This is a genomic window from Niveispirillum sp. SYP-B3756 (genome assembly GCF_009495745.1).
In the GTDB taxonomy this organism is placed as follows: Bacteria; Pseudomonadota; Alphaproteobacteria; order Azospirillales; family Azospirillaceae; genus Niveispirillum.
The window spans coordinates 1-26,262 of sequence record NZ_WIDQ01000017.1; the positions used below are offsets into that span (position 1 = coordinate 1).

The 26,262-nt window shown below is 64.2% G+C and carries 23 protein-coding genes and 1 tRNA gene; 7 read left to right on the forward strand and 17 right to left on the reverse strand.

Annotated elements, in window-relative coordinates:
• Positions 1-330: 330 nt before the first annotated feature.
• Complete coding sequence (locus GE253_RS21650) at positions 331-525, reverse strand: hypothetical protein (RefSeq protein ID WP_153206228.1); 195 nt, start codon at positions 523-525, stop codon at positions 331-333.
• 14 nt (positions 526-539) lie between these two features.
• Here GE253_RS21650 and GE253_RS21655 point away from each other — a divergent pair, with 14 nt between their 5' ends.
• Positions 540-1,679, forward strand: coding sequence for a glycerate kinase (locus tag GE253_RS21655; protein WP_153206229.1), 1,140 nt, complete (start codon positions 540-542; stop codon positions 1,677-1,679).
• Between the two features lie 13 nt (positions 1,680-1,692).
• Here the strand turns inward: GE253_RS21655 and hmpA are convergent, their stop codons facing one another.
• A complete protein-coding gene (hmpA, locus tag GE253_RS21660; protein WP_153206230.1) occupies positions 1,693-2,862 on the reverse strand; it encodes an NO-inducible flavohemoprotein in 1,170 nt (389 codons plus the stop codon).
• Between the two features lie 231 nt (positions 2,863-3,093).
• Here hmpA and GE253_RS21665 point away from each other — a divergent pair, with 231 nt between their 5' ends.
• Positions 3,094-3,525, forward strand: a complete 432-nt coding sequence (locus GE253_RS21665) for an Rrf2 family transcriptional regulator (protein WP_348770926.1) — start codon at positions 3,094-3,096, stop codon at positions 3,523-3,525.
• A 14-nt stretch (positions 3,526-3,539) separates the two neighbouring features.
• Here GE253_RS21665 and GE253_RS21670 read toward each other — a convergent pair whose 3' ends face one another.
• Complete coding sequence (locus GE253_RS21670) at positions 3,540-4,448, reverse strand: LysR family transcriptional regulator (RefSeq protein WP_348770927.1); 909 nt, start codon at positions 4,446-4,448, stop codon at positions 3,540-3,542.
• Between the two features lie 278 nt (positions 4,449-4,726).
• Positions 4,727-4,811, reverse strand: a tRNA-Leu gene (locus tag GE253_RS21675).
• Between the two features lie 191 nt (positions 4,812-5,002).
• Here GE253_RS21675 and GE253_RS21680 point away from each other — a divergent pair.
• Together GE253_RS21680 and GE253_RS21685 are read left to right on the forward strand one after the other, a co-directional pair.
• Positions 5,003-5,527, forward strand: a complete 525-nt coding sequence (locus tag GE253_RS21680) for a disulfide bond formation protein B (RefSeq protein WP_211101544.1) — start codon at positions 5,003-5,005, stop codon at positions 5,525-5,527.
• Positions 5,524-6,159 (forward strand): demethoxyubiquinone hydroxylase family protein, encoded by a 636-nt coding sequence (locus GE253_RS21685; RefSeq protein ID WP_247878804.1) that lies wholly within the window; start codon positions 5,524-5,526, stop codon positions 6,157-6,159. The genes GE253_RS21680 and GE253_RS21685 overlap by 4 nt, the downstream gene beginning before the upstream one ends.
• A 23-nt stretch (positions 6,160-6,182) precedes the next feature.
• Here GE253_RS21685 and GE253_RS21690 read toward each other — a convergent pair whose 3' ends face one another.
• The 7 genes from GE253_RS21690 to GE253_RS21720 form a co-directional block, all read right to left on the reverse strand.
• A complete protein-coding gene (locus tag GE253_RS21690; protein WP_153206232.1) occupies positions 6,183-7,370 on the reverse strand; it encodes an ABC transporter permease in 1,188 nt (395 codons plus the stop codon).
• A 13-nt stretch (positions 7,371-7,383) separates the two neighbouring features.
• On the reverse strand, positions 7,384-8,541 hold the full coding sequence (locus GE253_RS21695; RefSeq protein WP_153206233.1) for an FtsX-like permease family protein: 1,158 nt from the start codon (positions 8,539-8,541) through the stop codon (positions 7,384-7,386).
• Positions 8,538-9,227 (reverse strand): ABC transporter ATP-binding protein, encoded by a 690-nt coding sequence (locus GE253_RS21700; protein ID WP_153206234.1) that lies wholly within the window; start codon positions 9,225-9,227, stop codon positions 8,538-8,540. Before GE253_RS21700 ends, GE253_RS21695 begins: the two co-directional genes overlap by 4 nt.
• 52 nt (positions 9,228-9,279) lie before the next feature.
• On the reverse strand, positions 9,280-10,308 hold the full coding sequence (locus tag GE253_RS21705) for an efflux RND transporter periplasmic adaptor subunit (RefSeq protein WP_211101545.1): 1,029 nt from the start codon (positions 10,306-10,308) through the stop codon (positions 9,280-9,282).
• A gap of 180 nt (positions 10,309-10,488) precedes the next feature.
• Positions 10,489-10,986, reverse strand: a complete 498-nt coding sequence (locus GE253_RS26355; protein WP_348770928.1) for a GNAT family N-acetyltransferase — start codon at positions 10,984-10,986, stop codon at positions 10,489-10,491.
• Positions 10,987-11,107: 121 nt separating this feature from the next.
• Positions 11,108-12,712, reverse strand: coding sequence for an ABC transporter substrate-binding protein (locus GE253_RS21715; protein WP_153206236.1), 1,605 nt, complete (start codon positions 12,710-12,712; stop codon positions 11,108-11,110).
• Positions 12,709-13,173 (reverse strand): GNAT family N-acetyltransferase, encoded by a 465-nt coding sequence (locus tag GE253_RS21720; RefSeq protein ID WP_153206237.1) that lies wholly within the window; start codon positions 13,171-13,173, stop codon positions 12,709-12,711. The genes GE253_RS21715 and GE253_RS21720 overlap by 4 nt, the downstream gene beginning before the upstream one ends.
• Before the next feature lie 213 nt (positions 13,174-13,386).
• Here GE253_RS21720 and GE253_RS21725 point away from each other — a divergent pair, with 213 nt between their 5' ends.
• Positions 13,387-14,055, forward strand: coding sequence for a glutathione S-transferase family protein (locus tag GE253_RS21725; protein WP_153206238.1), 669 nt, complete (start codon positions 13,387-13,389; stop codon positions 14,053-14,055).
• Positions 14,056-14,070: 15 nt separating this feature from the next.
• Here GE253_RS21725 and GE253_RS21730 read toward each other — a convergent pair whose 3' ends face one another.
• The 3 genes from GE253_RS21730 to GE253_RS21740 form a co-directional block, all read right to left on the reverse strand.
• Positions 14,071-15,342 (reverse strand): DUF445 domain-containing protein, encoded by a 1,272-nt coding sequence (locus tag GE253_RS21730; protein ID WP_153206239.1) that lies wholly within the window; start codon positions 15,340-15,342, stop codon positions 14,071-14,073.
• Between the two features lie 183 nt (positions 15,343-15,525).
• Positions 15,526-17,340: a DUF885 domain-containing protein gene (locus tag GE253_RS21735; RefSeq protein ID WP_153206240.1), complete on the reverse strand. Its 1,815-nt coding sequence runs from the start codon at positions 17,338-17,340 to the stop codon at positions 15,526-15,528.
• Positions 17,341-17,440: 100 nt separating this feature from the next.
• Positions 17,441-19,126: a HAMP domain-containing methyl-accepting chemotaxis protein gene (locus GE253_RS21740; protein WP_153206241.1), complete on the reverse strand. Its 1,686-nt coding sequence runs from the start codon at positions 19,124-19,126 to the stop codon at positions 17,441-17,443.
• Positions 19,127-19,917: 791 nt separating this feature from the next.
• On the opposite strand from GE253_RS21740, the gene GE253_RS21745 reads away from it, so the two are divergent.
• Positions 19,918-20,460 carry a helix-turn-helix transcriptional regulator gene (locus GE253_RS21745; RefSeq protein WP_153206242.1) on the forward strand — a complete coding sequence of 181 codons (543 nt, stop codon included), beginning with the start codon at positions 19,918-19,920 and terminating at the stop codon, positions 20,458-20,460.
• A gap of 96 nt (positions 20,461-20,556) precedes the next feature.
• Here the strand turns inward: GE253_RS21745 and GE253_RS21750 are convergent, their stop codons facing one another.
• Positions 20,557-22,242, reverse strand: coding sequence for a methyl-accepting chemotaxis protein (locus tag GE253_RS21750; protein ID WP_153206243.1), 1,686 nt, complete (start codon positions 22,240-22,242; stop codon positions 20,557-20,559).
• 320 nt (positions 22,243-22,562) lie between these two features.
• On the opposite strand from GE253_RS21750, the gene GE253_RS21755 reads away from it, so the two are divergent.
• Positions 22,563-23,579 carry an LLM class flavin-dependent oxidoreductase gene (locus tag GE253_RS21755; RefSeq protein ID WP_153206244.1) on the forward strand — a complete coding sequence of 339 codons (1,017 nt, stop codon included), beginning with the start codon at positions 22,563-22,565 and terminating at the stop codon, positions 23,577-23,579.
• A gap of 4 nt (positions 23,580-23,583) precedes the next feature.
• Here the strand turns inward: GE253_RS21755 and nadC are convergent, their stop codons facing one another.
• Positions 23,584-24,435 carry a carboxylating nicotinate-nucleotide diphosphorylase gene (gene nadC, locus GE253_RS21760; RefSeq protein WP_153206245.1) on the reverse strand — a complete coding sequence of 284 codons (852 nt, stop codon included), beginning with the start codon at positions 24,433-24,435 and terminating at the stop codon, positions 23,584-23,586.
• Positions 24,436-24,459: 24 nt separating this feature from the next.
• Positions 24,460-26,085 carry an L-aspartate oxidase gene (locus tag GE253_RS21765; protein ID WP_153206246.1) on the reverse strand — a complete coding sequence of 542 codons (1,626 nt, stop codon included), beginning with the start codon at positions 26,083-26,085 and terminating at the stop codon, positions 24,460-24,462.
• Positions 26,086-26,262 lie beyond the last annotated feature (177 nt).

Below are 26,262 nucleotides of genomic sequence, written 5' to 3' on the forward strand. Positions count from 1 at the left end.
CATGCCACGCAGTCCAAAAGCCATCAGCTCAGAGACTGCAAATCCATCGTCGGCAGCGGCGCCGCCGTCGTTGGTGGAGCGCTTTCTAAACACCTCCAACCAACCCGTCAACCGTTTTTTTCACCGTTCTGAACTTTTTTCTCCGCAGCGCCCAAGCGCTACAAAAAGTACAGAACCAATCCGGCCAACGGACCATCAAGCAAAATACCCACCAGAACAAAGTCTGGCGAACACCTCACCCAACAGCACGATAGATCATTCCACTTGTCCGAAGGCCGAAGCCTTCAAAGAACCATGGATGATACTGGCCAAAACCACCACCACCCAACCTCACAACTGCCAAACCAACCGGCCCGACGTCGTGGGAGGCGCTGTATAGGCGTACACAAAATCAGATGCAATAGGTTTTTTGAGGAAAAATGCAGCAGCATTGCTGCCCGTATTTTCCTGCATCGAGCGACGCGGCGGGAAGCGGAAAGCTGCCGCGGCGCTGTCGGTGATATAAGAAGGTGAAGCCCCCATCAAGAAGGAACCCCTCAATGAAAATCCTGATTGCCCCGGATTCCTTCAAGGAAAGCCTGGCCGCACAGGCCGTGGCGGAGCAGATCGCGGCCGGCATCCGCGATGCCCTTCCCAGCGCCGACTGCCGGATCGCCCCCATGGCCGATGGGGGTGAAGGGACAGTGGCAGCCATGGTGGCGGCCATGGATGGGCAGATCCGCCAGATCAGTGTCACCGGCCCACTGGGGGAACCGGTCATGGCCTGTTATGGGCTGAGCGGCCAGACGGCCATCGTCGAAATGGCTGCCGCCGCCGGCTTGGCGCTGGTGCCACCGGCCCGGCGCGATCCTTCCCAGACCACCAGCTTTGGCGTCGGCCAGATGATCCGCGATGCACTGGACCAGGGAGCCCGGCACCTGATCATCGGGATCGGCGGCAGCGCCACCAATGATGGGGGCGCCGGTCTGGCGCAGGCACTGGGGATCAGGCTGCTGGATGCCGATGACAGGGATTTGCCGTTTGGCGGCGGTGCGCTGGCGCGACTGGTACGGATTGATATGGCGGGGCTGGATGCACGGCTGCAGGCGTGCCGGGTAGAGGTGGCCTGCGATGTGGATAATCCGTTGATCGGGCCACAAGGGGCATCGGCCATTTTCGCACCGCAGAAAGGGGCGGATGCCGCCATGGTGCGGCGGCTGGATAAGGCGCTGTCCCATCTGGCCGAGATTCTCCGGCGGCAGATGAGGCTGGATGTGGCGAATTTGCCCGGCGGTGGGGCCGCCGGCGGGCTGGGTGCGGGGCTGCACGCCTTCCTGGGCGCGACACTGCGGCCAGGGGTGGATATTATCAGCCAGGCCATCGGCCTGCCGGACCGGATCGCCTGGGCCGATCTGGTCATCACCGGCGAGGGAAGGCTGGACGGGCAAAGCCTGCATGGCAAGGTGCCCGTGGGCGTGGCCCGGCTGGCGGTGGCACAGGGCAAGCCGGTGATCGCCATCGCCGGCAGCCTGGGGGATGGGGCCGAGCGGCTGCGGGAAGCCGGCATCGGCGCCATGGTCAGTTGTGTGCCCGGCCCCTGCAGCCTGGAAAGTGCCTTGGACGGTGCGGCGGCCAATATCCGCCGCACCGCCCGCACCCTGGCCGAGCTGTTGCGCCTGGGGGCGAAGATCAAGCCGTGAGGCCCCTCACCGCTCAACCCAACGCTTCGGCGGGGCCGAAGAACTCGAAATGGCGGCGCTCCGCCGGCACGCCAATCGTGGCCAAAGCCTTGTTCACCAGGGCCATGAAGGGTTTCGGCCCCAGGAAATAGGCATCCGCCGTTGCCGGCACCCAGTTGCACAACTGCTCCAGGGTCGGCCGGCCAGCCGGGGCACCGGGGTTGCCCCCTTCCTCATGCACCAGATGGGCGGTGAAACGGCCATGGTCCCGCGCCCAGGTGGCCAGCAAGGGACCGAAGGCCTGAACGGCCGGATTGCGGGCATAATGGATGAACAACACATCCCGCCCACCGGCTGCCAGCGCCGCCTCTGCCATGGCCAGGGTAGGAGTGATGCCGACACCACCGCTGATCAGCACCAGCGGATCGCTTCCCGGCTGCAAGGTGAAGGCCCCGGCCGGCGGGAAGACATCCAGCACATCCCCCACCCCCAGCACCTGATGCAGATGGGTGGAGACGAGCCCGCCCGCTTCACGCTTCACGCTGATGCGCAGGTCACGCCCAGTGGCCGCCTGGGACAGGGAGTAATTGCGCCGCACCTCCTGCCCATCAATCACCAGCCGCAGGCCGAGATATTGGCCCGGCTGGTGGGCCAGCACCGGGCCGCCATCCACCGGCTCCAGGTAAAAGGAGGTGATCTCGGCACTTTCCGGCTGCTTACGGGCGATGCGGAAGGGCCGCGCCCCGCGCCAGCCGCCGGCCGCCTGGGCCAGCTTGTCATATTCGCCGGCCTCCGCGCCAATCAGCAGATCGGCCAATTGTCCATAGGCCGCCGCCCAGGCATCAATCACCGCGTCGGTGGCAATCTCTGCCCCCAGCACCTCCCGGATGGCGCGCAGCAGGCAGGAACCGACGATCGGGTAATGTTCGGCCTGGATCTGCAGCGCCACATGTTTCTGGATGATCTGGGCCGGCAACGCGCCCAGCGCGCCCAGATTGTCGATATGCCGGGCATATTGCAGCACCGCATTGGCCAGGGCGCGCGGCTGGGTGCCGCTGGCCTGATGCGCCTGGTTGAACAGCGGCCGCACCGCCGGATGTTCAGCCAGCATGATCTTATAGAAATGCGTGGTCAGCGCCTCCCCGCCGCTTTCCAGCAGCGGGACGGTGGCCTTGATAATGACGGTCTGTTCGGGGGTGAGCATGGGGGTCATCCTTGGATTACGGGCGCAAAAAGCCCGTTCCCGCCGGCGCAAGGCCGAGGGAATGAATGAAGCCAGGAAAAGCAGAAATGCCCGATCAGGGCGGATCGCGGCGGGCTGGTGGCGCGCCAATCATGACCGCCCGCTTCATCCACATTCCAAATCATGCATCTGGGATGCTATATATCAGGGAGCGGTATAAGATGCAATATAGATGCATGTTTAGGAGCGGCCGTGCGCCTGACCCGATTTTCCGATTACGCCGTGCGCGTCATGCTGTTTCTGGCGGCCCATCCCGACCGGCTCTGTTCCATCGGGGAGATCGCCAGCGCCTATGAGATTTCGCAGAACCACCTGATGAAGGTGGTGAGTGATCTGGCCGCCCATGGCTATATCCTGTCATCGCGCGGGCGCAGCGGCGGCATCCGGCTGGGAATGCCGGCCGGGGAGATCAATATCGGCAAGCTGATCCGCCATACCGAAGGCCAGATTGATCTGGTGGGCTGTGCGGAATGCAAACTGGCGGGGGCCTGCCGCCTGCCAGGGCCGCTGGATCTGGCGCTGGATGCGTTCTTCGCGGTGCTGGAACGCTATTCCCTGGCCGATGTGCTGGGGGATGATGCCGGGTCGCGGCTGCTGGGCCGGTTGGGGCCGCCGCATGATTAAGGGGAGGCCACCCCTTAAAAAGTACCGCCGCCTTCCACATGGCTGCGGGCAAAGCGCCGGGCCTCCGTCACCAGGGCGGCGGTCAGCGGCGTCATCGGTTCCCGGTTGGGCACGACCAGCCCGATCGTGTGCACGGCATCCGGCTCCACAATGGGGATAGCGCGAATCGGGTCGGTCAGGCCCAGAGTGCTGGCCAGCACCTCCGGCATCACGCTGGCCCATTTGCCGGTGCGCACATGGGAAAACAGCACGATCATCGAATTGCTTTCCAGCGTCGGTGCCGGGCGGGCCCCGGCGCCCAGCAGCAATCGGTCGATGATGCGGCGGTTTTGCATGTCCGGCGTCAGCAGGCAGAGCGGGATATGCCCCACCTCCGCCCAGGTGACCTGATCACGGTCGCCCAGCGGGCTGTCGCGGGAGGTGAGCAGGCGGTAATGTTCGCGGTAAAGCGGGATGGAACGCACCCGGCCCAGCGGTTCATTATCCAGATAGGTCAGGCCGGCATCGATCTCCAGATTCTCCAACATGCCCAGCACCTCCTGCGAGGTGCGCGACAGGATGGAGAAATGCACCCCCGGATGGCGTTCCCGGTAAGGCGTGGTCAGGGCGGACACCATGGCCAGCGCCGTGGGGATGGCGGCCAGCCGCAAATGCCCCATCAGACCATGGCGCAGGGCATGAACCTCCTGCCGCATGGCGCGGGTATCGCTGACGATGCGCCGCGCCCAATCCAGCACGCGGTCACCCTCCGGCGTCAGCCCCATGAAGCGGGCACCGCGATTGACCAGCAGCACGCCCAGCGTGTCTTCCAATTGCTTAATGCCGGCGGACAGGGTGGGCTGAGTGATGCCGCACACCTCTGCCGCCTTGCCGAAATGCTGTTCGCGGGCCAGCGCGATGAAGAATTCCAGCTTGTCGATCACCGCAAAACGGCTCCGGTCAGGGGCAGTTTGTCAGCGTGACATCGTTGGGGGGAGCGGGGCAAGCCTTGTAATACCAAGCCGCCTAAAGGTTGACCTTTAGGCGGCTTGGAGGCCGGCGACCGCCGGTCCGCCGCTTGGTAGCGGCGTCAAGCCAAGCCCGCGGATGCGGGCGCCCGACGCCTGAGGGAAATTGGTATAAGGGAATGCGGGGTGAAAACACCCATGGGCCAGCAGTCGCCGACCTCCAAGAGCCATGTTCCATGGCTCCGGGTATAAGATGGTGCGGGCGGTCGGAATCGAACCGACACTCCTTTCGGAACCGGATTTTGAGTCCGGCGCGTCTACCAGTTCCACCACGCCCGCGCGGCAACCCTTGTAGCCGAAGTGATTTGAAACCGAAAGATAAAAATCGACCTTCAATCTGAGTCTTCGGTCACCGCCTTTTGCATCGCTTCATGCTGGCGCTCATCTCCTTCAATATGCGGCCATCCGCCACCGATCCCACCGCAAGGGAAGTCTTTTCGGGAAGCGGTTCCGCCAGCTATATAAATAATATGATGCAGAATGACTCCACCGCCACCGCCACCGGCCTGCTGGGCCACCGCCACCTGCCGATGCTGGGGCTGATCGCCGCCAGCATGACGGCCCTGACCATTGCCTTCGGCTCACAATATCTGGGCGGGCTGGCCCCGTGCGAGATGTGCTGGTGGCAGCGATGGGCCTATTTCGCCGCCATCGCCCTGTTGCTGCCGGGCCTGGTGCCGGGCACGCCGGCACGGGCGCGGCGGCTGGTGTTGAATCTCGGCGGCACAGCCTTGCTCTGCGGGGCCGGGGTGGCCCTGTTCCATGCCGGGGTGGAACAGCATTGGTGGCAGGGCTTCACCGCCTGCACCGCCCCGATGGGCGGCAGCGGCGGGTTGGAGGATTTGCGCGCCGCCATCCTGACCGCCCCCGTCACCCGCTGCGACCAAATCCCCTGGTCGCTGTTCGGCATTTCCATCGCCGGTTTCAACGCCATCTTCAGTGGGGCGCTGGCCCTGTTCGCCTTTATCGCCGCCGGCGCGCAGAAGGGGGCATGATGAGCGATCCGCAGCAAAAGCCAACGCATGTACCGGCCGCATCCCTGTTGACGCCGCGCCCGCTGGGGCAAGGGACGGCAACGGCGGTGACAAGCACCCGCCCCCGCCGGCTGCCCGGCGACCCGGCCCCCACGCTGGACCGCATCATCCGGGTGGACCATGCCGGGGAATATGGCGCGGTGCGCATCTATCAGGGCCAGTTGGCCGTGCTGGGCAAAGGGCCGAAGGGCGACCTGATCCGCCATATGACGGAACAGGAGCAGGTGCATAAGCAGACCTTCGACCGGCTGATCGCCGAACAGCAGGTGCGACCGACCGGCTTGCAGCCCTTCTGGCATGTGGCCGGCTGGGTGCTGGGGGCCGGAACGGCCCTGCTGGGGGAACGGGCAGCCATGGCCTGCACCGTGGCGGTGGAAACCGTGATCGACCAGCATTATGCCGCCCAGGCCGAGGAGTTGGGGCCGGATCAGGCCCCGCTGAAGCAGACCATCGAACAGTTCCGCGCCGAGGAGCTGGAGCACCGCGATATCGGGCTGGCGCATGAGGCGGAGCTGGCGGCCGGCTATCCCGTGCTGTCCGGCCTGATCAAGGCCGGCGCACGCGCCGCCATCTGGCTGTCGGAACGGTTCTGAGGGGGCAAGCCGGCCCCCCTCCCCTACCCTTGGGCGTAAGCCGCAACGATGGGCAGGCGGGCCGCGCGCAGGGCGGGGAAGAAGCCGCCGATCAACCCCACCGCCAGCGCCAGCACCACCCCCTGCACCATCAGGGCCGGGGTCAGTGACAGGCTGAAAACAATCTGGGTGAAGCCCTGGCCCAGGGTGGAGGTGGTGAAACCATCGAACAGCAGCCAGACCACCAGCGTACCCAGCAGCCCGCCGATCAGGGAAAGCGCCAGGCTCTCCACCAGGGTGCCGACAAAGGCCGGAAACCCGCCAAAGCCCAGGCAGCGCAAGGTGGCAATCTCCCGCGAGCGCGAGGCGACCGAGCTATACATGGTGTTGAGCGCACCGGCCAGGGCCCCCACAGCCATGGCGATGGAAAGCGGCCAGCCGGCATATTGGATCAGCTTCACCGTGCCCGATGACTGGCCCGCGAAATATTCCTTTTCCGAGAAGGCCTTCAGCTTCAATCGGGGTTCATCGTCGCTATAGCGCTGCAGCCCGGCCAGCGCGTCCGCCCCGGTCAGGCGCAGCCGCACCGTCTGGGTGATGGAACCCCGACGGAACAGGCCCTGCACCACCGGCAGATCGGCCCATAGTTCCGATTCGAAGACCGATCCCTGCATGGCGAAGACGCCCACCACCTTCCAGGTGACGCCACCGATACGGGGTTCCTGGCCCAGATCGAAGCCGGCAAATTCCTTGGTCAAGGCCTGGCCAACAATGATTTCATTGCTGCCGGGCTGCAGCATCCGGCCCGCCACCAGAGTGAAACCATCGCGCAGGGCCGGCGCATCCTGCCCCACCCCACGCAGGGGGATGTTGGATTTCATCCCGCTGGCGCGCTTCACCGCATCGACAATGACATAAAGCTCCGCCGACATCAGGGCGCTGCCATCCGGCTTGCGCACAAGGCCCGGGGCCTCCGCAATCAGGCGGGTCTGTTCCAGGGTGATGGTGCTGTTCACTTCCTGCTGCGAGCCGTCGCGCAGCAGCAGGGCGACATTGGCCGAGCCGGTGCCGTTCAGCGTCTGCTGGAAACCGGCGGCCATGGCCAGAAAGGCCAGCAGCACCCCCACCACCAGCGCCACCGCCATCACGGTGGAGAGCGACAACCAGAAGCGTTGCGGCAGGCTTTTCAGGTTGATGGTGCAAACGGCGATGATCTGATTGAGGATTCGCATCCGCCCCTTCCCCCTATTGCCGGCCAAGCGCGGTGACGATATTGAGCCGCAGGGCCTTCCAGGCCGGGATCAGCCCGGTGATCAGGCCCAGCGCCAGCATGAACAGAAGGCCCAGCGCCAGATAGGGCGGAGAAAGTTCCAGCCCCGGCAGGGCGACAAGCTGGCGGATCATCCCCAGCATCACGGCTGCCAGCCCCAGCGCCGGCAATCCGCCCAACAGGGCCAGCAACAGCGATTCGCCCAGTACCAGCCGGAAGATGCGCCCATCGCGGAAGCCCAGCGTCTTCATCACCCCGATTTCCCGCGTGCGTTCGCGTACCGCCATCACCATGGTGTTGCCGACGATCATCAGGATGGTGAAGAAGGCCGAGCCCACCACCAGCAATATGATCAGGGTGATATTGCCCAACTGGCTGGCAAAGGCCTTGTTGAAGGCCTTTTCGGTATCGGTGGCGGTTTCGGCCGGGGAATTGGCGAACATGGCATCAATCTTTTCCGCCACCGCCGCATTGACCGATTTATCCACCGTGCGCAGCAGCGCATAGCCGGCCGTGTTCTGCCCGAAGGTCACCGATTCATTGAAGTATTTATGGTGGAACAGCACGAAATTCGGGTTCGCCTCTTCCTTCGCCGGTTCCAGCAACCCGACCAGGGTGAAGTCCCAGACGCGCTTGCCGGTGGATTTGTTGGTGAAGATGTTGGAATTCAGCGGGATCTTGTCCCCCACCTTCCAGCCATTCTTTTCCGCCAGCGTGGCCCCGGCCACCATGGCGGTGCGGTCGGCCAGAAAGGCGGCCTCTGCCGCCGGTGTCAGGGCAAAATCGCTGCGATAGATGTCGAGATAGGTTTCCGGCTCCACCGCAAAGGTCACCAGCACATTGCGCGGTTCCTGATAGAAGCCGCCGAACCAGTTGGCATAGGTGACCTTCTCCACCCCCTCCACCGCGCGGATGCGGTCAATATAGGAAATGGGCAGCGGCTGGGTGAAATTGATCTTGTTGGTGGTGACCAGCCGGTTGTCGGCCCCGCTATTGCCAATATTGTCCCAGCCATTCTGCACCCCGGCCAGCACACCGAAGATCAGGAAGGCGAAGAAGATGGCCACCAGCATCAAACTGGTGCGCAGCTTGGCCCGGAACAGGTTGGCCAGCACGATGGAAAAATCGTTCATGCCATGGCCCCCTGCTCAATGAAGCGGCCCTTGTCCAGATGCAGCACCCGGCTGGCATAGCGGGCCGCTTCCGGATCATGCGTCACCATGATGATGGTCTTGCCCATCTCCCGGTTCAGCAATTGCAGCATGGAGAGGATTTCATCGGCCGTCTTGCGGTCCAGGTCGCCCGTCGGCTCATCGCAGAGCAGCATCTTCGGGTCGGCGACGATGGCGCGGGCGATGGCCACGCGCTGCTGCTGCCCGCCAGACATTTCGCGCGGGAAATGTTTGGCTCGGTCACCCAGGCCAACAATTTCCAGGGCCGCCTGCACCCGGCGGGCCCGGTCGCCCTTGCCCAGCCGGGTCAACAGCAGGGGCAGTTCCACATTGCGGGCCGCGTTCAACATCGGCATCAGATTGTAGAACTGGAAGATGAAACCGACATTGGCCGCCCGCCAGCCGGAAAGCTTGCCTTCGGTCAACTGGTCCAGCCGGACGCCGCCAAAGCTGATCTCCCCCTCCGTCGCCCGGTCGATGCCGCCCAGCAGGTTCAGCAAGGTGGTCTTGCCCGATCCGCTGGGGCCCATGATGGCAACGAAATCGCCTTCATTGATCACCAGATCCAGCTTGTCGAAAATGGTGATGGTCTCGCGGCCCTTGACGAAGCGCTTGGAGGCCCGCCGGATGTCGATCAATGCGCCCATGAACTTCTCCCCCAACCCCAAATTCGTCCCCGGCCCGCCCGCATGGGCGGCGTCAGCTTTCGATAAATGTCACCTTCGCCCCCATTTCGGGCAGCACGCGCGGATCTTTCTCCGCCAGCCCGATCCGCACCTTGATGGTGGCCTTGTCGCGGTTGGCGGTGGGAATGATGGCGATGACGCTGGCCTTGATCTTCCAGTCGGGATAGGCGTCCAGCACGGCTTCCACCGGCTGGCCGGGACGGACGCGGCCGATATTGGCCTCGTTCACATCCACCTCCACCTCCAGGCTGTTCATATCCACCAGGGTACAGACGCCGGTACGGGTGAAGCCGCCCGAGGACATAGGCGAGATGATTTCCCCCGGCTGGGCATTCTTGTCGATCACCACCCCGTCAAAGGGCGCGCGGATAATATGGCGGTCCAGCGTTTCCGCCTGACGATCAACAGAGATGCGCACCACCTCCAGATCGGCCTTGGCACCCCGGATCTGTGCCCGCAGGGTTTCCGCCCGAGCCTGGGACCGTGTCAGGTCCGCCTCTGAGGCGTTAGCGGCACGGGAAAGGGAGGAGGTTCGCTGGACAATGCGTTCGGCATCTTTCAGATCGGCGTTCAAGGCATCAATCTGCGCGGCGGCAGAGGCCACCCGTGCCTTGGCCAGATCCAAATCGATGCGGGCCAGCCGGTCATCCAGGCGCGCCACCTCCTGCCCCTGGCGCACCACCATGCCGTCATCCACCAGCACATCCTGCACCCGGCCGGTGATTTCCGCCGAAACCGTGGCCGTCCGCCGGGCCACCACATAGCCCGAGGCGATCAGTCCGGAGGCGCGGGTTACCACCGGTGCGGATGGGGCGGACGCCGGAGCACCAGTGGTGGGGGACGATGGCCGGCTGGCCAGAGGGGCCGCCGGCTCCGGCGCAGAGGCCCGGCCCAGCATATAGGCACCCCCGCCCACCAGCAGCAACAGCAGCACGGAAACCAGCGTCAGCGGGCGGCGGCGGGGTGGTGCCGATGCTTCATCGCGGCGCTGGTCCGGTTCGATCCGCAAGGACCGCAGCAATTCCCGTTTATCGTTCATCATCCACCGTTCAGACCGTGGAGCGGCCAAACCCCGCAGCACCCAAGGAGAAAACCGGCTGAGAGTGTAGTGCGGAATGGATAAGCGGAAAGGGCCGGTCGGAAACAGGGCGGGACGTCCACTGGGAAACGTCCCAACTTACCATGGACCATAGCAGGGTGCGGCCCTTTTCAACCGATATCGTCAGCCGACATCGATGGCCGCTGTGGCCAGGGTACCGCGCTGCCGGTCCAGACGCAGCGTATAGCGGACCAGGGCGTCCGGTCCCCCGGTCAGCTGGTCATAAAGGGCGCGGGCCGGCTCGTTGTTGATGCGGGTCATCCAGTAAAGCCGGCTGAGCCCCATTTCCCGCACATGCTGAATCAACCGCAGCAACAGCGCCCGCGCCACACCCTGGCGGCGGGCCTCGGGTGCCACGAACATATCCTCCAGGTACAGCACGGGTTCGATGGTCCAGGTGATTTCATGCTGGATGGTGTGGCAAAACCCAATGCCCCGGCCATTCGCATCGCGGGCAATCAGCCCCTTGGTCGGGGAGAGCGGGTCCAGCAGCCGGCGCCAGACCATATCCGTCGTCGCCGGTGCCACCTCAACATCATAACGGGTCAGATAAAGGGCCCAGTTCTGCCGCCAGCCAGCTTCGTCTGAGGGAACCGGTGCTGAAATCGTGAAATCCGCCACGGCTGCGTATCCTCTGCTGCCGACAACGCCCCCCTGCAGGGCCCCCGATAGGATACGTCTTTTACGTGCAGATAGACAATAACGATACTCTCTACCAGATAGGGTTCGGCGGCCTGCGGGTTCAATTCCCTGTCGGCCGCACATCCGTGGCCAGTGTCAGCCCATCACGCCGGTGGGGAAAATCCAGGCTGGCGCGCATTGCCCATACACGCCCGGTATGGACCAGCGGAATCAGCGGCACATCGGCCTGCTCCAAAATGGAGACCCGGTGATAGATTTCTGCCAGGGCCGGGTCATCATCAGCCAGTTTCATGGCATCGGTCACCAACCCATCCATGACCGCACTATCATAGCCACCATAATTCAGCATGGCATAGCCGGCCCCCAGACGGACAGAGCCCAGCAGGGACCGCATCAAGCCGGTATAGTCGGTCGACAACATATTGACGGACACCAGCAGAAGCTGAAACGCCCCCGACTGCGCCCGATCATGATTGGCGGTCAGATTATTGACCCGGATGTCGGTGCGGATACCCAACTGGGAAAGCGACCGGGCCAGCACCTGGCCCAGCTTTTCCGCCATTTCCGGTACATCCAAGGTTATGGACAGGCCGGCCTGCAACCCGGCCTGACGCATCAGGGTCTGCGCGGCCGGCAAGTCGATATCCAGCCGGGGCAAATCGTGCTGAAAGTCGCTATGCCCGGACGGAACCAACTGCCAGGCTGGCTCCGCGCCGGGCATCATCAACCGTTCCGCCAGCATCGGCCGGTCGATCGCCAGCATGATCGCGCGGCGCACCCGAACATCGGCCAGCGGGTTGGCCTTGGCATCCGGGAAGGCACCCGGCCGCTGGTTCAGCAGCAGCAGCCAGCTGCGCTGCAACGGCCCATGGACCAGCTTGATATCGGACCGGTCGGCGAAATGGGCCAGACTTTGCGGCATCACCGCATTGACCAGATCAACCTCACCCGACAGCAGCGCCCGGTTACGGTCGGTTGGATCATCCATCCGCAGCAGTTCCACCTGCTGCCAATCCGGCTTTCTACCCCAATAGCCGTCGAAACGGCGCAAGGTCGCCCGCCTACCCGGACTGAAGGAGGTGAGGATATAGGGACCGGTGCCATTGGCGATGGTGAGATCATCGACCATGCCTGCCTTATCGGTCACCGGCTGATCACAGCTGCTGTCACGGTAATGACCGGCCCACCCGGTCGGGGCATCCAGGATGAAGATGGTTGACAGATTTTCCGCCAGCGCCGGGTCCGGCAGGGACAGCTGCAGCAGCAGGCTGTCCGCCGCCTCCACCTCCACCTCACGGACCCGCCCCACCAGCGGCACCCGCGCGGTGCCAATGGTGCTGAGCCGGCAGAAACTGTAGGCAACATCCCAGGCATCGAAACGGCCGCCACGATGGAATGTCACATCATGGCGCAGACGGAAGCGCCAGAGCGTGTCCGACAGTTTTTCCCACCCCGTCGCCAGGGCTGGCAGCGGCCGGTCTTCCGGGTCCAGTACCGTCAACGCTTCGAAAATATGGGCGGAAAGGGTGCGGCTGGTCAGGGTGAAAATGCGATGTGGATCGGCCGTGTCGGGAAGCGCCTCCAACCCGATCCGCAAGATGCCGGCAGGGGTACCGGCCCGCGCTTCCATTGCACCGGGCAGCAGGGTCAACAGGCAAAGCAGCAGCGGCAGCAGGCGGCGGCAATAAACCAGACACGCCATCATCGGTCCGCAGGCGTGACGCAATAGCGCACGAAACGGTCACGGCCGCCGGTCACCTTGTCATAAAGCCGGCGGGCGGTGCTGTTCCCCTCCTCCGTGTGCCAATAGACACGGCGCCAGCCGCCAGCTGCTGCCAGATCGCAGAGATGGTCGATCAGGGCCCGGCCGACCCCGGCCCCGCGCCGATCCTGCCGTGTGTAGAGGTCTTCCAGGTAACAGAGCAGATCCGGCGACCAGGTATGGGGGTGCAGCACATAATGGCAGATGCCGACAATCTCCCCGGCGGCATCGATGGCCACCAGCCCCTTGACAGGGCTGTTGGGATCGCCCAGGCGGCCCCATAGCAGATCGGAGGTGCTGGCCGGCACGTCAGTCTTGTAAAAAGCGCAATAGTTCGCCCACAAAACTTGCCAGTCAGCACGATCCACCGGCTGGACTTGCCGCACCACCACCTTGCCCGTCATCACCATCTATCCCGAATAGCGGGTGCCGCTTCTCCACCCTGCGGTTAGCATATCGCATTCTTTACCCGCGCTGTCCATGCGACCGCCGGTCCCGGCCGGGGCACTGCCGATGGGGTAGAAGGGTAGCTTTGCCTTGTCAGCGCCGGCTGGCCTGTGGCACAGCTTTGTATGATCCGCCGGGCCAGTTCCGGCGGTAGCGGAGCGTTTTCACGGATGCGGACACTTTTCCACCACCCGATTTCCCCCTTTGCCCGCAAGATCCGGCTGGCATTGGCGGAAAAGCGCCTGGATTTCGCGCTGGCGCTGGAGAAGCCCTGGGAGCGGCGGGAGGAATTCCTGGCCCTGAACCCCGCCGGCGAGGTGCCGGTGCTGGTGGAGGAAGATGGCGCCATCGTCGCCGATCAGGCCGCCATCACCGAATATCTGGAAGACGCCTATCCCTCCGTCCCGCTGCTGGGCCGCGACGTGTTGACACGGGCGGAGGTGCGCCGTCTGGTCGCCTGGTTCGACGTGAAATTCACCCGCGAGGTGACGGACCTGCTGGTGGGGGAAAAGCTGATCAAACGCTTTTCCGGTCAGGGCACACCGCACGCCCAGTCCATCCGCGCCGGCCATGCCAATATCCATTACCATCTGGATTATATCGGCTGGCTGACGGAACGGCGAACCTGGCTGGCCGGCGACGCCTTCTCCATGGCGGATATCGCAGCGGCAACCCAGCTCTCCTCGCTGGATTATCTGGGCGACGTGCCTTGGGACGATCATCCAGACGCCAAGGACTATTACGCCCGTATCAAAAGCCGGCCTACCTTCCGCGCGCTGCTGAGTGACCATCTGCCCGGGATGCCCCCACCCAAACATTACGCCGATCTGGATTTCTGACGCGGCCCCAGCCCCTCACCCCAGCCAGCCATTCAGGGCGAACAGCACACCGCCGATCATGGCCCCCAAAATGGTGCCGTTGATGCGGATGAATTGCAGGTCACGCCCGACACGGGTTTCCAGCCGGCGGGTAAATTCCCCCACATCCTGCGCCTTCAGCGTGCCGGTGATGAAACGGTGAATGCCCCGCCGCCAGCGGGGAATGGCTGCCTGGAAGGCCTGTTCGACACTATGGTTGACGCGCCCGCGTATCGTCGGGTCCGCCAGCTGCTGGCCCAGCGAGCCGACAAAACCCTGGACCAGTTCGCGGATGCGGCCATCATCGCGGGCCATGTCACTGAGAATGGCTTGCCGCAGCCCGCCCAGCAGATCGCCGATCAGCGGCCCGATACTGTCCGGCCCCAGCAGGCGGCGGGCGGCGGCGATCAACCGGTCGGCCAAGGGGCTGCCCTGCTCGATCTCCGCCGGCAAGGCCTCCAGCCAGCGGCGCAGATCCTGCCCGGCCGGGCTGTGCGGGCTGCGCAGATCATAAAGATGGCCCAGCAGTGCCTCTGTCATGGTGTTGGCCAGGGATTTATCCACCGATGATGGCATCCACCAGCGGGTGCGCCCGGCCACCACCTCCTCCAGCCAGCCGCGCCTTGTATGAACAAAATCAATCAGCCGGTCGGCCAGTTCGGTCAGCAGCGGTTCCAGATTGTCGCTGCGCAGCAGGGCACGCAGGGCCTGGGCCAGCACCGGCCGCAGGTCGGCCAGTTCCATACCGCGCGCCATGGCCGTCAGCAGCGTGTTGCGCACCGCCGCCTCATGGTCCGGGCGCAGCAGCCCCGGCAGGGCACCGATCAGCAGGGCCGTCAGCCGTTCGCGGGTCTGCGGATCATCCAGCAGGCGGCCGATGCGGGCAGCCGGGTCCATGCGGCGCACCTGTTCCACCAGCATGGTGGGTTCCAGAAATTCCCGGTCAATATAGGTGGCGATGCCGTCGGCGATGCGGTCGCGGTTGCGCGGCACCAGGGCCGTATGCGGGATGGGCAGGCCCAGCGGCCGGCGGAACAGGGCGGTGACGGCGAACCAGTCGGCCAGCCCGCCGACCATCCCCGCCTCCGCCACCGCCCGCAGGCCCGCCGCCACGCCGGGCGACAGCAGGCCGGCATGGCTCACCCCCCAGCCCGCCGCCGCCATGGCCAGACAGCCGCCGGCCACCCAGCGATAATGGCGCAGTTCCGCCACCAGGGCGGCATTGCCATCATCGGGCGGCAGCGTTACGGGAGCGGCAGGTTCGGCCATGGCGCATCGGCTCCGTTTGTTGGTCCTTCCATAACAGGTTAAGCGCCGATATGGGGGCGGCGGGCCGGATTTACCCGCCGGTTACATGATTTTTTCCGGGAAAGGGTGACGCCTTTCCCGGAAAGATGAGGCAAGACTCAATAAAATAGCGCATATCAGGCCACCTGAAGCCGATTTACTCACTCAAGCCTTGACCCAAGACTCAACCTGCTCGGCCAGCACATCCAGCGGCAGCCGGCCATGGCGCAGCACAATATCGTGGAAGCCCTTGATATTGAACCGGCTGCCCATCCGCTGCTTCGCCGCCTGTCGCAGCTCCAGAATCTTCATCATGCCGATCTTGTAGGTGGTGGCCTGTCCCGGCCAGCCGATATAGCGGTCAATTTCCCGCGTGGCCCCGTCCACATCCATCGGGGTGTTTCCCGTGAAATAATCGATGGCCTGCTGGCGATCCCATTTCTTGGCATGGATGCCGGTATCCACCACCAGCCGCACGGCACGCCACAGCTCCGCCACCAGCCGCCCATAATCGCTGTAGGGGTCTTGGAATCCGCCCATCTCCTTGGCCAGTTGCTCGGTATAAAGCGCCCAGCCCTCGCCATAGGCGGAATAGCCGCCGCCGAATTTCTGAAAATCCGGCACGCCCTCCAGCTCCTGGGAAATGGCGACCTGCATATGGTGGCCGGGAATGCCCTCGTGATAGGTCAGCGTCTCCAGCCCGAAGATCGGCCGGGCCCGCATGTTGGACAGGTTGGCATAGAAGATGCCGGGCCGTTTGCCATCGGGCGACGGGCCATTATAGAAGGCGCTGGGGGCTGACTTCTCCCGGAACGGCTCCACCGCCCGCACCTCCATCGGGGCCTTGGGCTGCAGGCCGAACCAGCCATCCAGCCGGGCGCGGATGAAGTCTGTATAGGCCTGCGCCTGTTTCAGATAGGCGGCCTTGCCCTCTGCCGTATCGGGAAAATAGAAACGGTCATCCTCGCGGGTATAGGTGAAAAAGGCCGTCAGATCACCCTGGAAGCCGACATTGGCCATGATGGCGCGGATTTCGCCCTGCACGCGGGCCACCTCCGCCAGCCCGATGCGGTGCACCGCCTCGGCGGTGAGCGGTAGCGATGTCCAGCGTTTCAGACAGGCGGCGTAATAGGCTTGGCCATCCGGCAGGCGCCAGACACCATGATCCGGGTTGGCGCGCGGGGCCGCCCCCTGCAGCCATTTGATCAGCGATTGATAGGCGGGCGCCACCGATCCGGTCAGTGCTGCCTCTGCTGCGGCCAGCAGGGCCGGGCGTTCGCCATCCGGCAGTTTGGCCAGCTTGGCCTTCAGGTCGGCATAAAGCGGGGCATCCACCGGGGACGAGGGTTCGAAGGGACGCCCGTCAATCTGGTTACGGCAGGCGCTGATCAGGTCGGGGAAGAAATAGCGCGGCGGCAGCACGCCCGCCTGATCGGCCAGCCGCAACCGTTCCTCCACCTGCCCGAAATAGCGGGGGAACTGGCTCAACCGGCTGAGATAGGCCTGGAAATCGGCCACGCTCTCCACCTTATGCTGGTTGATCAGTTGCACGGGCAGGTTGGTATGCGGCCCGCTGACCAGCGTCAGGGCATAATCATGGTGGCGCCAGGGGTAATCGGCACGCGCCTGTTCCAACCGCAAGCGCAGCAGCCGCGCATAGAGCCGTGCCTGGGGCGACAGGTCGGGCGTGGTCAGCCGGGCCAGTGCGGCCAGATCGGCCACGTCGCGTTCATGATCGGCGGCGCGCCGGGCGGCGCTGATATCATCCAGCTGGTCATAGCCGGTCTTGCGGCCCAGCTGCAGCGCCCGCAGCGGGCTGGCAGCGACGTCGCGTTCAAAGCTGGTCTGGAAGAAATCATAAAGATCCTTGTCCGCCGAACCGGGTGCGGCCTGGGCCAGGACGGCCAGCGGTAGGGCGGCAAGGCAGGCGCTGGCGGCGACAGCGCCACCAGCGGCCAGAAAATCACGGCGATGCAGCATTTTTTTTATCCCTGTCCGACGGTTTGTGCCGGCAAGGGTGCTGGAAAAGGGCCGGAAGCGTCAACCACCGGCAGTGCTACCCTTTTCCAGCCGGCAACGCTTATCCAGCGCGGATGCGCTGGATGAAGCCATCCACTTCACGCCGCAGCGTTTCCGCTTCCCGCGACAAGGTGCCGGCGGCATCCAGCACATTGCCGGCCGACTGGCTGGTGCTCTGCGCGGTTTCTTGAACCCCGCTGATATTGCTGCTGATTTCCTGGGTGCCCACGGCAGCCTGCTGCACATTGCGGGCAATCTCGCGGGTCGCCGCATCCTGTTCTTCCACCGCCGCCGCGATGGTGGTGGCGATCTCGTTGATCTCCGCGATGGTGCGGGTGATTTCCAGGGTGGCACTGACGGCGCTGTTGGTGGCCTGCTGGATGCTGTTGATACGGGCGGAGATATCCTCCGTCGCCTTGGCCGTCTGGCTGGCCAGGCTCTTCACTTCCGAGGCCACCACGGCGAAACCCTTGCCGGCATCGCCGGCGCGCGCCGCCTCAATCGTGGCATTCAGGGCCAGCAGGTTGGTCTGGCTGGCAATCTCGGCAATCAGCTTCACCACGGCGCCGATGGCATCGGCCTCCGTAGCCAGGTTCTGGATGGTCTGGTTGGTGCCCTGGGCCCGTTCGGCGGCCGTCCGGGCGATGCTGGCCGAGGTGCCGACCTGGCGGGTGATCTCCCCGATGGAGCTGGTCATCTCTTCTGCCGAGGCGGCAACTGTCTGCACATTGGCGGAGGTCTGTTCGGTGGCGGCAGAGACGATGCTGGTCTGGCTGCGGGCCTGCTCGGCCCCGGCGGCCAGCGATTGGGCATTGGCGTTCAGCTCGGTCGCGGCAGAGGCCACCAGCGACACCACCCCCATCACACTGGATTCGAAATTATCGGCCATCTGCAACATGGTGCGGCGGCGTTCTTCCGCCGCCCGTTCTTCGGCCCGCTGGGCCTCCGCCTCCAGTTCCCGCGTGCGGATGGCATTGGCCTTGAAGGTTTCCAGCGCCGCCGCCAGCCGGCCAATCTCATCCCCCCGGCCCAGGCCAGGCACGGTGATGGTCAGGTTGCCGCCGGCCACCCCGGTCATGGCATCCGTCAGCTTGCCGATGGGGCCGGAAATGGTGAAGCGGGCGATATAGAGCGCGATGCCGCCGCAGAGCAACAGCCCGACCAAAGTCACGCCATAGACAAGGTTGCGCGTATCCACCGCCATGCCTGACAACCGCTTAGATTGGGCAAACATGGCATCCCGGATGCCATCCGCCACCTGCCGGCTGTTGTCACGCAGCGTATCAAGCTGGGGGTCGAACTGGCTGATGATCAGGGGCAATGCCTCTGCATCCTTATCGGCCAGCAGCAAGGGGGCGATGGCGCGATATGTCTCCACCACCTGATCAAATTCCCCCTCCAGCTTGCTGATCTGGGCGGTGAATTGCGGTGCCACCTCCCGGGTGCGGCGAAAGGCTTCGCGCTGGTTGGTGATGTTCTGTTCCGCCCGGTCCGCGATCTGTTTGATGGCATCGGCATCAGTGCGGGCCATCATGCGGTAAACCTGCCGCCCCAGCCCGGTCACCTCCCGGTTGCCGCGCGCCAGTTCGACAGCTGCCGATGCCTCCTCACGGGTCAGACCGGAATATTCAGCATCTGCCTGAATCAACCGCATGTTGGCAAAGATACAGATCGCCAATACCAGCACGCCCAAAAGCGCGATGATCGAAAGTATCCTGACGGAAATGCTGAAGTCTGAGAGTTTCATCGCCCCGCTCCTTAAGCAAGATGCGCGTTAAACTGGGCTTGTTTCTTGTTTGGAAAACAAACATCAGTTAAACCCTACCGAATTAGCCTATTCTATGTTCCGAACCGAAAAATAGAAATAGTGTGGTAGTTCCAATAATTAAAGTTATAGATAGACTGATCCATTAACCCGTTTGTCCTATGCCGGTCGACATTGTGGGGCCCCTATCCATAGCTGAACAGGTAGGACACCCCATGCTCTGGCGACGTGTGCAGTCATGAAGAGCCGCCGCCCCCTGTATCGCCGGCGCCATGGGCCGTGACTGATAAAGCAGCAGGCAATTCTTTCGTGGGCGCTGTGCTATCTTTTCAGCTCAAAGGGGGCCGGCACAGCCCTTCTTGAGCCCCTGCCAGCCGAATGGAGTTGAAAAGCAGTACAACCGCCCTTCCCACCTTCCAAAGGAAAGGGAGGCATCCCCATTTAATGCTGGGCAGCATACATCAATGCTGCCCGACAGAAAGCGGACCTAAACACGTGGCCAGCGGCCCCTGCATTAGGACGGCGGAGAGGTTTTTGCGTCTTCAGGGTTCCATGGGGAAATGTCCAGAAATGCTGACGAAGCTAGAGATGCATCAAAAATTATTCGATTTCAACCATAAAAATTTCCAAAAAGCATCGAAAATTGGACTATCCAAAACTGGAATTTTCCAAAATCCCCCCCCCGGTCCTTCCGGAAAAAATGGCTTATATGACGGATTTTACTACATAAATAAAATATCTCATCGCCATGTGGCGCCGGGGAGGGGAACGATATGACCGTCTCCAATCGTTTCCGTTCATTGCGCGAAAAATGGTGCCTTAGCCAAACAGATATGGCTAGTCGGGTTGGGGTGACGCGCAACAGCTGGCAGCGTTACGAGAAGGGGGAACTGCCGAATGGGGAGACCTTGCTGCGGCTGGCGGAACTGGGCGGCAATGTGCAATGGCTGTTGACCGGCCAGGGGCCGATGCTGGTGGAAACTGTTGCCCCCCCGGATGTGGCTGGTATCCCCGAAAATGGGGATGCCAGAGCTGTGCTGTCCTATCTGCAGACGGAGAATGCGCGCCTGATTGTCGCCCTGTCACAGGCACAGGGCGCCCTGCTGGCGGAACGGACCCGACGACAGCAAGGGCTGGCGGAGATGCGCCCCCTGCTGGTGGCCTGCGTGACGGCGGTGGATCAGCTGAAACAGCAGCCGCATGTGCAGATGAATGCGCAGCAGACGGCCGATCTGATATTGATAATGCTCAAACAGATGCAGCTGACACCCGGCGATACGCCGGTGGGCCCGGATGCCCCGCTGGCCACCCTATAAATAAAGCCCGGCCGGCATTGGGGGTGCCACCCAATGCCGGCCGGGCCGGAGCAGATTGTTGCCCCCTTCCCGACAGGAAAGGGGGCGATCTTGTGATCAGGCGGCGCGAACGCGCTGGATGAAGTTCACCACCTGCGCCCGCAGGGTTTCTGCTTCGCGTGACAGGCTGCCAGCAGCACCCAGCACGCTGCCGGCCGACTGGCTGGTTTCGTGCGATGTCTGCTGCACGCCGGTGATGTTGTTGGCGATTTCCTGGGTACCCACGGCGGCCTGCTGCACATTGCGGGCAATCTCGCGGGTCGCCGCATCCTGTTCTTCCACCGCTGCCGCGATGGCGGTGGCAATCTGGTTGATTTCCGCGATGGTGCGGGTGATTTCCAGCGTCGCGGTCACGGCATTGTTGGTGGCCTGCTGGATGCTGTTGATACGGGCCGAGATATCCTCCGTCGCCTTGGCCGTCTGGCTGGCCAGGCTCTTCACTTCCGAGGCCACCACGGCGAAACCCTTGCCGGCATCGCCGGCGCGCGCCGCCTCGATCGTGGCATTCAGGGCCAGCAGGTTGGTCTGGCTGGCAATCTCGGCAATCAGCTTCACCACGGCCCCGATGGCATCGGCCTCCGTAGCCAGGTTCTGGATGGTCTGGTTGGTGCCCTGGGCCCGTTCGGCCGCCGTCCGGGCGATGCTGGCCGAGGTGCCGACCTGGCGGGTGATCTCCCCGATGGAGCTGGTCATTTCTTCGGCTGAGGCGGCAACCGTCTGCACATTGGCGGAGGTCTGTTCGGTGGCGGCAGAGACGATGTTGGTCTGGCTACGGGCCTGTTCAGCCCCGGCAGCCAGCGACTGGGCATTGGCGTTCAGTTCGGTGGCGGCAGAGGCCACCAGAGAGACGACGCCCATCACGCTGGATTCGAAATTATCGGCCAGGGTCATCATGGCGCTGCGGCGCTCCTCTGCCGCTCGCAGCTCGGCCCGCTTGGCCTCTTCTTCCAGTTCCTGGGCACGAACGGCATTCGCCTTAAAGGTTTCCAGACCCGCAGCCAGCTTACCAATCTCGTCCCCCCGGTTCAGGCCGGGAACGGTGACAACCAAGTTGCCGCCTGCCACCTCTGCCACCGCCGCTGTCAACTGACCAATCGGGCCAGCGATGGTGAAGCGGGCAATGTAGAAGGCCAGACCACCGAACAGAACCAGGCCCAGGCCGGAAAGCGACAGGATAAGGTTGCGGGAAAAAACGGAGTCGGCGGTGAGATCATCGGAAATATCATCCATGTTCTTGCGAACCATGTCGGTCAGCTTGACATTGTCATCGCGCAAGTCGTCCAGCTTCGGATCGAACTTCTCATTCAGAATGGCCAGGGCCTCTTCATTTCTGTTGGCCAGTGCCAGGGGCTTAATCTGATCGTAATCCTGCATCAGATTTTCAAACCGGCTCCGCAACTGGGTAATGTCCTGGGCATGTTCAGGCACTGATTTGGAGACACTATCATAGGCGGCCAGCACGGCGTCGCGGTTGCGACCGACATTCTCGACTGCCGCCTGCATCCGGGTGGCATCTGTCTGCGCAATGAGCTTGTAGGTCTGACGACCGACGGCGGCGATGGCCCGGTTGGCGCGGGCTAGTTCAACCGTGGCCGACACGTCGCTGGACAGCAGATCGCTATACGCATCGTTCACCTTCATCAGGCGCTGGCTGGCAAAGATCGACACGAATATTGTCAGCAGTCCCAGCAGGACGATGACGCCGAGAATGCGGGCAGCAATACTGAACCGCGAGAGATCCATGGTGACACCTTAGGGAGAAGTGAATTGACCTGCCACCAATCTAAACATCTTAGAAAATTAGTCATGAACGAAACAGGTTACATATACATTCGAATAGGTTAAGATGAATTGTTAGCGTAAACAAAATCTATATTACCAAAATAAACATACATTCCGGCAATGATAAGAAGAGAAAACCTTATTTTATTTCCTCTGACGTAAAATTTCGTATAAGGGCTGCCGTGAAACTATCCCCGTTTAAGCCCGTGTTCCCCATCACATCCGGAGCAGGCAACCGGACCTATGCTGAAAGGCTCTTGCTGAGTCGGAACACCGCCGCCATGAATGCCATCCCCTTTTCCGTGCTGGACCTGTCGCCCGTGCCGCGCGGGGCCGATATCGCCCAGGCGCTGCGCAACAGCGCCGATCTGGCCCGCCATGCCGAGGCGCTGGGGTACCGGCGCTATTGGCTGGCGGAGCATCACGCCATGCCCGGCATCGCCAGTGCCGCCACCGCTGTGGTGATTGGCCATGTCGCCGCCGCCACCAGCCGTATCCGCGTGGGCGCAGGCGGCATCATGCTGCCCAACCATGCACCGCTGCAGGTGGCTGAACAGTTTGGCACGCTGGAAGCGCTGTTCCCCGACCGGATCGATCTGGGGCTGGGCCGCGCCCCGGGCACCGATGGGGCGACGGCGGCCGCCCTGCGCCGCACCCTGGCCGGGTCGGGTGACAGTTTCCCGCGCGATGTGGTGGAACTGTTGGGATATTTCGGCCCGGTGGATGCGCTGGCGCGGGTGCGCGCCGTGCCGGGGGAAGGGATGGACATTCCGGTCTGGATTCTGGGATCGTCCCTGTTCGGGGCGGAACTGGCGGCGGAACTCGGGCTGCCCTATGGTTTCGCCTCCCATTTCGCGCCGGATTATGTGGTGGAGGCGCTGGAACTGTACCGGTCACGCTTCCGCCCCTCGGCCCGGCTGGCCAAGCCCTATGCCATGGTGGGCTTGAATGTTTATGCCGCCGATGATGATGAAACGGCCCGGCTGCTGTTCACCTCCATCCAGCAGCAGTTCCTGGCCCTGCGCCGGGGCAACCCCGGCCTGCTGCCCCCACCCGACGCCAATGTGGAAGCCGGCATGGCCCCGCATGAGCTGGCAGGCATCCGCCGTGCCCTGGGCTTTGGCGCGGTGGGCGGGCCGGAAACGGTGCGCGACCGGCTGACGGGCCTGCTGGCCCTGACCCGACCGGATGAGGTCATCGTCGCCGCCCAGATTTACGACCATCAGGCTCGCATCCGGTCTTATGAAATCCTGGCCGGGGTGCTGCGCGACAGCGGGTTGGGGCGGTTGGAGGCGTAACCCTTTAAACCGGCTCGAAATCAAGGCCGATATCGAAATTCTTCACCGAATGGGTCAACCAGCCCAACGAGATCAGGGTAACGCCGGTCTCCGCAATGGCGCGGATACTATCCGGCGTCACCCCCCCCGATGCCTCGGTGATCATGCGGCCGGCCACCATGGCAACCGCCCGTTTCAGGGTGGGCACATCCATATTGTCCAGCAGCACGGCATCGACCTTCAACTCGATCAGCTCGGCCAGCTGGTCCAGATTATCCACCTCCACCTCGATCTTCACCATATGGCCAACGCGCGCGCGCGCGCGTTCCACCGCCGCGCGCAGGCCGCCGGCGGCCACCAGATGGTTATCCTTGATCAGCACGGCATCATGGAGCGCGAAGCGGTGGTTGCCGCCACCGCCCACCCGCACCGCGTATTTTTCCAGCGCACGCAGGCCGGGGGTGGTTTTGCGGGTGCAGACGATCTGCGCGCCGGTCCCCTCCACCTTGTCCACCAGCCGCCGGGTCTCGCTGGCAATGCCGCAGAGCCGGCCCAGCAGGTTCAGCGCCACCCGTTCCGCCGACAGGATGGGCCGCGCCGCCCCTTCCACCACCGCCAGCACCGTGCCGGGGCCGATGCGCTGGCCATCCGCCGCGTGGCGGGTGATGCGCAGGGCCGGGTCCAGCACGGTGAAGGCGTGCAGGGCTGCATCCAGCCCCGCCACCACCCCATCATGCCGGGCGCGGAACAGGGCCTTGGCCTGCGCCTCGGCGGGGACACAGGCATCCGTCGTCAGGTCGCCCGCCAGCCCCAGATCCTCCGTCAGCGCGTTGCGGATCAGGGCGTCATACATCAGCGGGTAAAGCGGCAGGCTCATCACAACACCGGTTGTCAGGGAAATTCAGGGATGGGGCAGGTGGCTGTTCTGGTTCTGCCGGCCCGGCTTGGCGGCATCATCCAGCAATCCTGCCAGGGTCTGGCGCAGGCGGCGGCGCCAGTCGGCCCGCGTCTCGGGCCAGTCGGCCCGCTGGTGCGCGCCCCGGCTTTCCTGCCGGGCCACGGCACCGCGCAGCACCAGCCGCGACACCAGCAACTGGTTGCGCAAGGCACCGGCCAGCATAACCGTGTCATGCCCCGTGCTGGCGATGGGGATGGCGGCGATGCGGGCTTCCAGCGCATCCAGCCCTTGCTGGGTGCGGGCAAGGCCGGCCGCATCACGCAACAGCCCCACCCCTTCCGCCATCAGGCTGGCCGCATCGGCCATGGCTTCCTGTGCGGCGGCGGGGCCGGGGGCGATGGCGGGCACATCCGGCAGGGCCACCGGCAAGGCCGGGCTGGCGGGGCTGGCCAAAATCGCCTCCGCCGCGCGTTCGGCGAAAACCAGCGCCTCCAGCAGGGAGTTGCTGGCCAGCCGGTTGGCCCCATGCACCCCGGTGCAGGCCACCTCACCCGCCGCATAAAGGCCGGGGATGCTGGTGCGGCCATCCGCATCGGTCAGCACGCCGCCCATATGGTAATGCGCCGCCGGGGCCACCGGGACGGGGGTGGTGGCCGGATCGATCCCGGCCGCCGCACAGATGCCGGCCACGGTGGGGAACTGCACCGCCCCGCCGCGCGCCCAGATGGCCCGCAGGTCCAGGAACACGCGTTCCCCGGCGGCAATGCGTCGGCCGATGGCCTTGGCCACCACATCACGCGGCGCCAGTTCGGCCCCCACATGCTCATCGCGCATGAAGCGGCGGCCCGCCCCATCCAGCAGATGGGCCCCGGCACCGCGCAGCGCCTCTGTCAGCAATGGCACCTGACCGGCCGTGCCGGCGGCCAGCGCCGTGGGGTGGAACTGCACGAATTCCATATCGGCCAACACCGCCCCGGCGCGGGCCGCCATGGCCTGGCCGTCGCCCGTCGCTTCCACCGGGTTGGTGGTGTGGCGGTAAAGCTGGCCGATGCCGCCGCTGGCCAGCAGCAGGGCGGGCGCGCGATGGAACACCCAGCCAGCATCGCCATGATGGGCCAGCACGCCCGCCAGCGCCCCCTTGCGATCCAGCACCAGATCCCAGGCGAAGGCATCCACCTGCACATCAATATGCGCCGCCCCCCGCACGCGGGCCGCCAGATCGGCCACCAGGGTGCGGCCGGTGGCATCGCCGCCGGCGTGCAGCACACGGGCCACGCCATGCGCCGCCTCCCGCCCCAAACAGAGCTTGCCGGCCGGGGTACGGTCAAACGGCATCCCCTCGGCGATCCAGCGGCTTAACCGGCTTGCCCCTTCCCGGGCCAGCAGATCGGCCATATCGGCATCGGTCAGCCCGGCCCCGGCCACCACCGTGTCGGCCGCATGGTCGGTGGGGTTATCGGCGGGATCAACCGCCGCCGCCACCCCACCCTGCGCCCAATGGCTGGACCCACCCGGCAGATCGCCTGTCTTGGTCAACAGCGTCACCCGGCGTGGCGCCAGACGCAGCGCCGCCACCAGCCCGGCCATCCCGGACCCGATGACAATCACATCGCTCTGCCGCATCTCCATGATGGTACTGTTCCTTATGAATGGGTGCCGGGTGGCGCCTTTTTGTTGGTTTCCCCCAAAACGGAGGGGGACCACCTTCTGCCCCCATACCGTCACCCCGGCGTAGGCCGGGGTCCAGGGGCCACAGGCGCTTTGCTATACGATACTGGACCCCGGCCTGCGCCGGGGTGACGGGAG

Bases quoted from the DNA above. Each gene is read 5' to 3' on its own strand.
- GE253_RS21700 (WP_153206234.1), bottom strand. From the start codon at position 9,227: ATGGGCGCATTGATCGACATCCGGCGGGCCTCCAAGCGCTTCGTCAAG.
- GE253_RS21690 (WP_153206232.1), bottom strand. From the start codon at position 7,370: ATGCGAATCCTCAATCAGATCATCGCCGTTTGCACCATCAACCTGAAA.
- GE253_RS21745 (WP_153206242.1), top strand. From the start codon at position 19,918: ATGACCGTCTCCAATCGTTTCCGTTCATTGCGCGAAAAATGGTGCCTT.
- GE253_RS21740 (WP_153206241.1), bottom strand. From the start codon at position 19,126: ATGAAACTCTCAGACTTCAGCATTTCCGTCAGGATACTTTCGATCATC.
- GE253_RS21765 (WP_153206246.1), bottom strand. From the start codon at position 26,085: ATGGAGATGCGGCAGAGCGATGTGATTGTCATCGGGTCCGGGATGGCC.
- GE253_RS21680 (WP_211101544.1), top strand. From the start codon at position 5,003: ATGATGCAGAATGACTCCACCGCCACCGCCACCGGCCTGCTGGGCCAC.
- GE253_RS21735 (WP_153206240.1), bottom strand. From the start codon at position 17,340: ATGCTGCATCGCCGTGATTTTCTGGCCGCTGGTGGCGCTGTCGCCGCC.
- GE253_RS21655 (WP_153206229.1), top strand. From the start codon at position 540: ATGAAAATCCTGATTGCCCCGGATTCCTTCAAGGAAAGCCTGGCCGCA.
- GE253_RS21730 (WP_153206239.1), bottom strand. From the start codon at position 15,342: ATGGCCGAACCTGCCGCTCCCGTAACGCTGCCGCCCGATGATGGCAAT.
- GE253_RS21725 (WP_153206238.1), top strand. From the start codon at position 13,387: ATGCGGACACTTTTCCACCACCCGATTTCCCCCTTTGCCCGCAAGATC.
- nadC (WP_153206245.1), bottom strand. From the start codon at position 24,435: ATGAGCCTGCCGCTTTACCCGCTGATGTATGACGCCCTGATCCGCAAC.
- GE253_RS21755 (WP_153206244.1), top strand. From the start codon at position 22,563: ATGAATGCCATCCCCTTTTCCGTGCTGGACCTGTCGCCCGTGCCGCGC.
- GE253_RS21750 (WP_153206243.1), bottom strand. From the start codon at position 22,242: ATGGATCTCTCGCGGTTCAGTATTGCTGCCCGCATTCTCGGCGTCATC.
- GE253_RS21720 (WP_153206237.1), bottom strand. From the start codon at position 13,173: ATGACGGGCAAGGTGGTGGTGCGGCAAGTCCAGCCGGTGGATCGTGCT.
- GE253_RS21715 (WP_153206236.1), bottom strand. From the start codon at position 12,712: ATGATGGCGTGTCTGGTTTATTGCCGCCGCCTGCTGCCGCTGCTGCTT.
- GE253_RS21685 (WP_247878804.1), top strand. From the start codon at position 5,524: ATGATGAGCGATCCGCAGCAAAAGCCAACGCATGTACCGGCCGCATCC.
- hmpA (WP_153206230.1), bottom strand. From the start codon at position 2,862: ATGCTCACCCCCGAACAGACCGTCATTATCAAGGCCACCGTCCCGCTG.
- GE253_RS21705 (WP_211101545.1), bottom strand. From the start codon at position 10,308: ATGATGAACGATAAACGGGAATTGCTGCGGTCCTTGCGGATCGAACCG.
- GE253_RS21695 (WP_153206233.1), bottom strand. From the start codon at position 8,541: ATGAACGATTTTTCCATCGTGCTGGCCAACCTGTTCCGGGCCAAGCTG.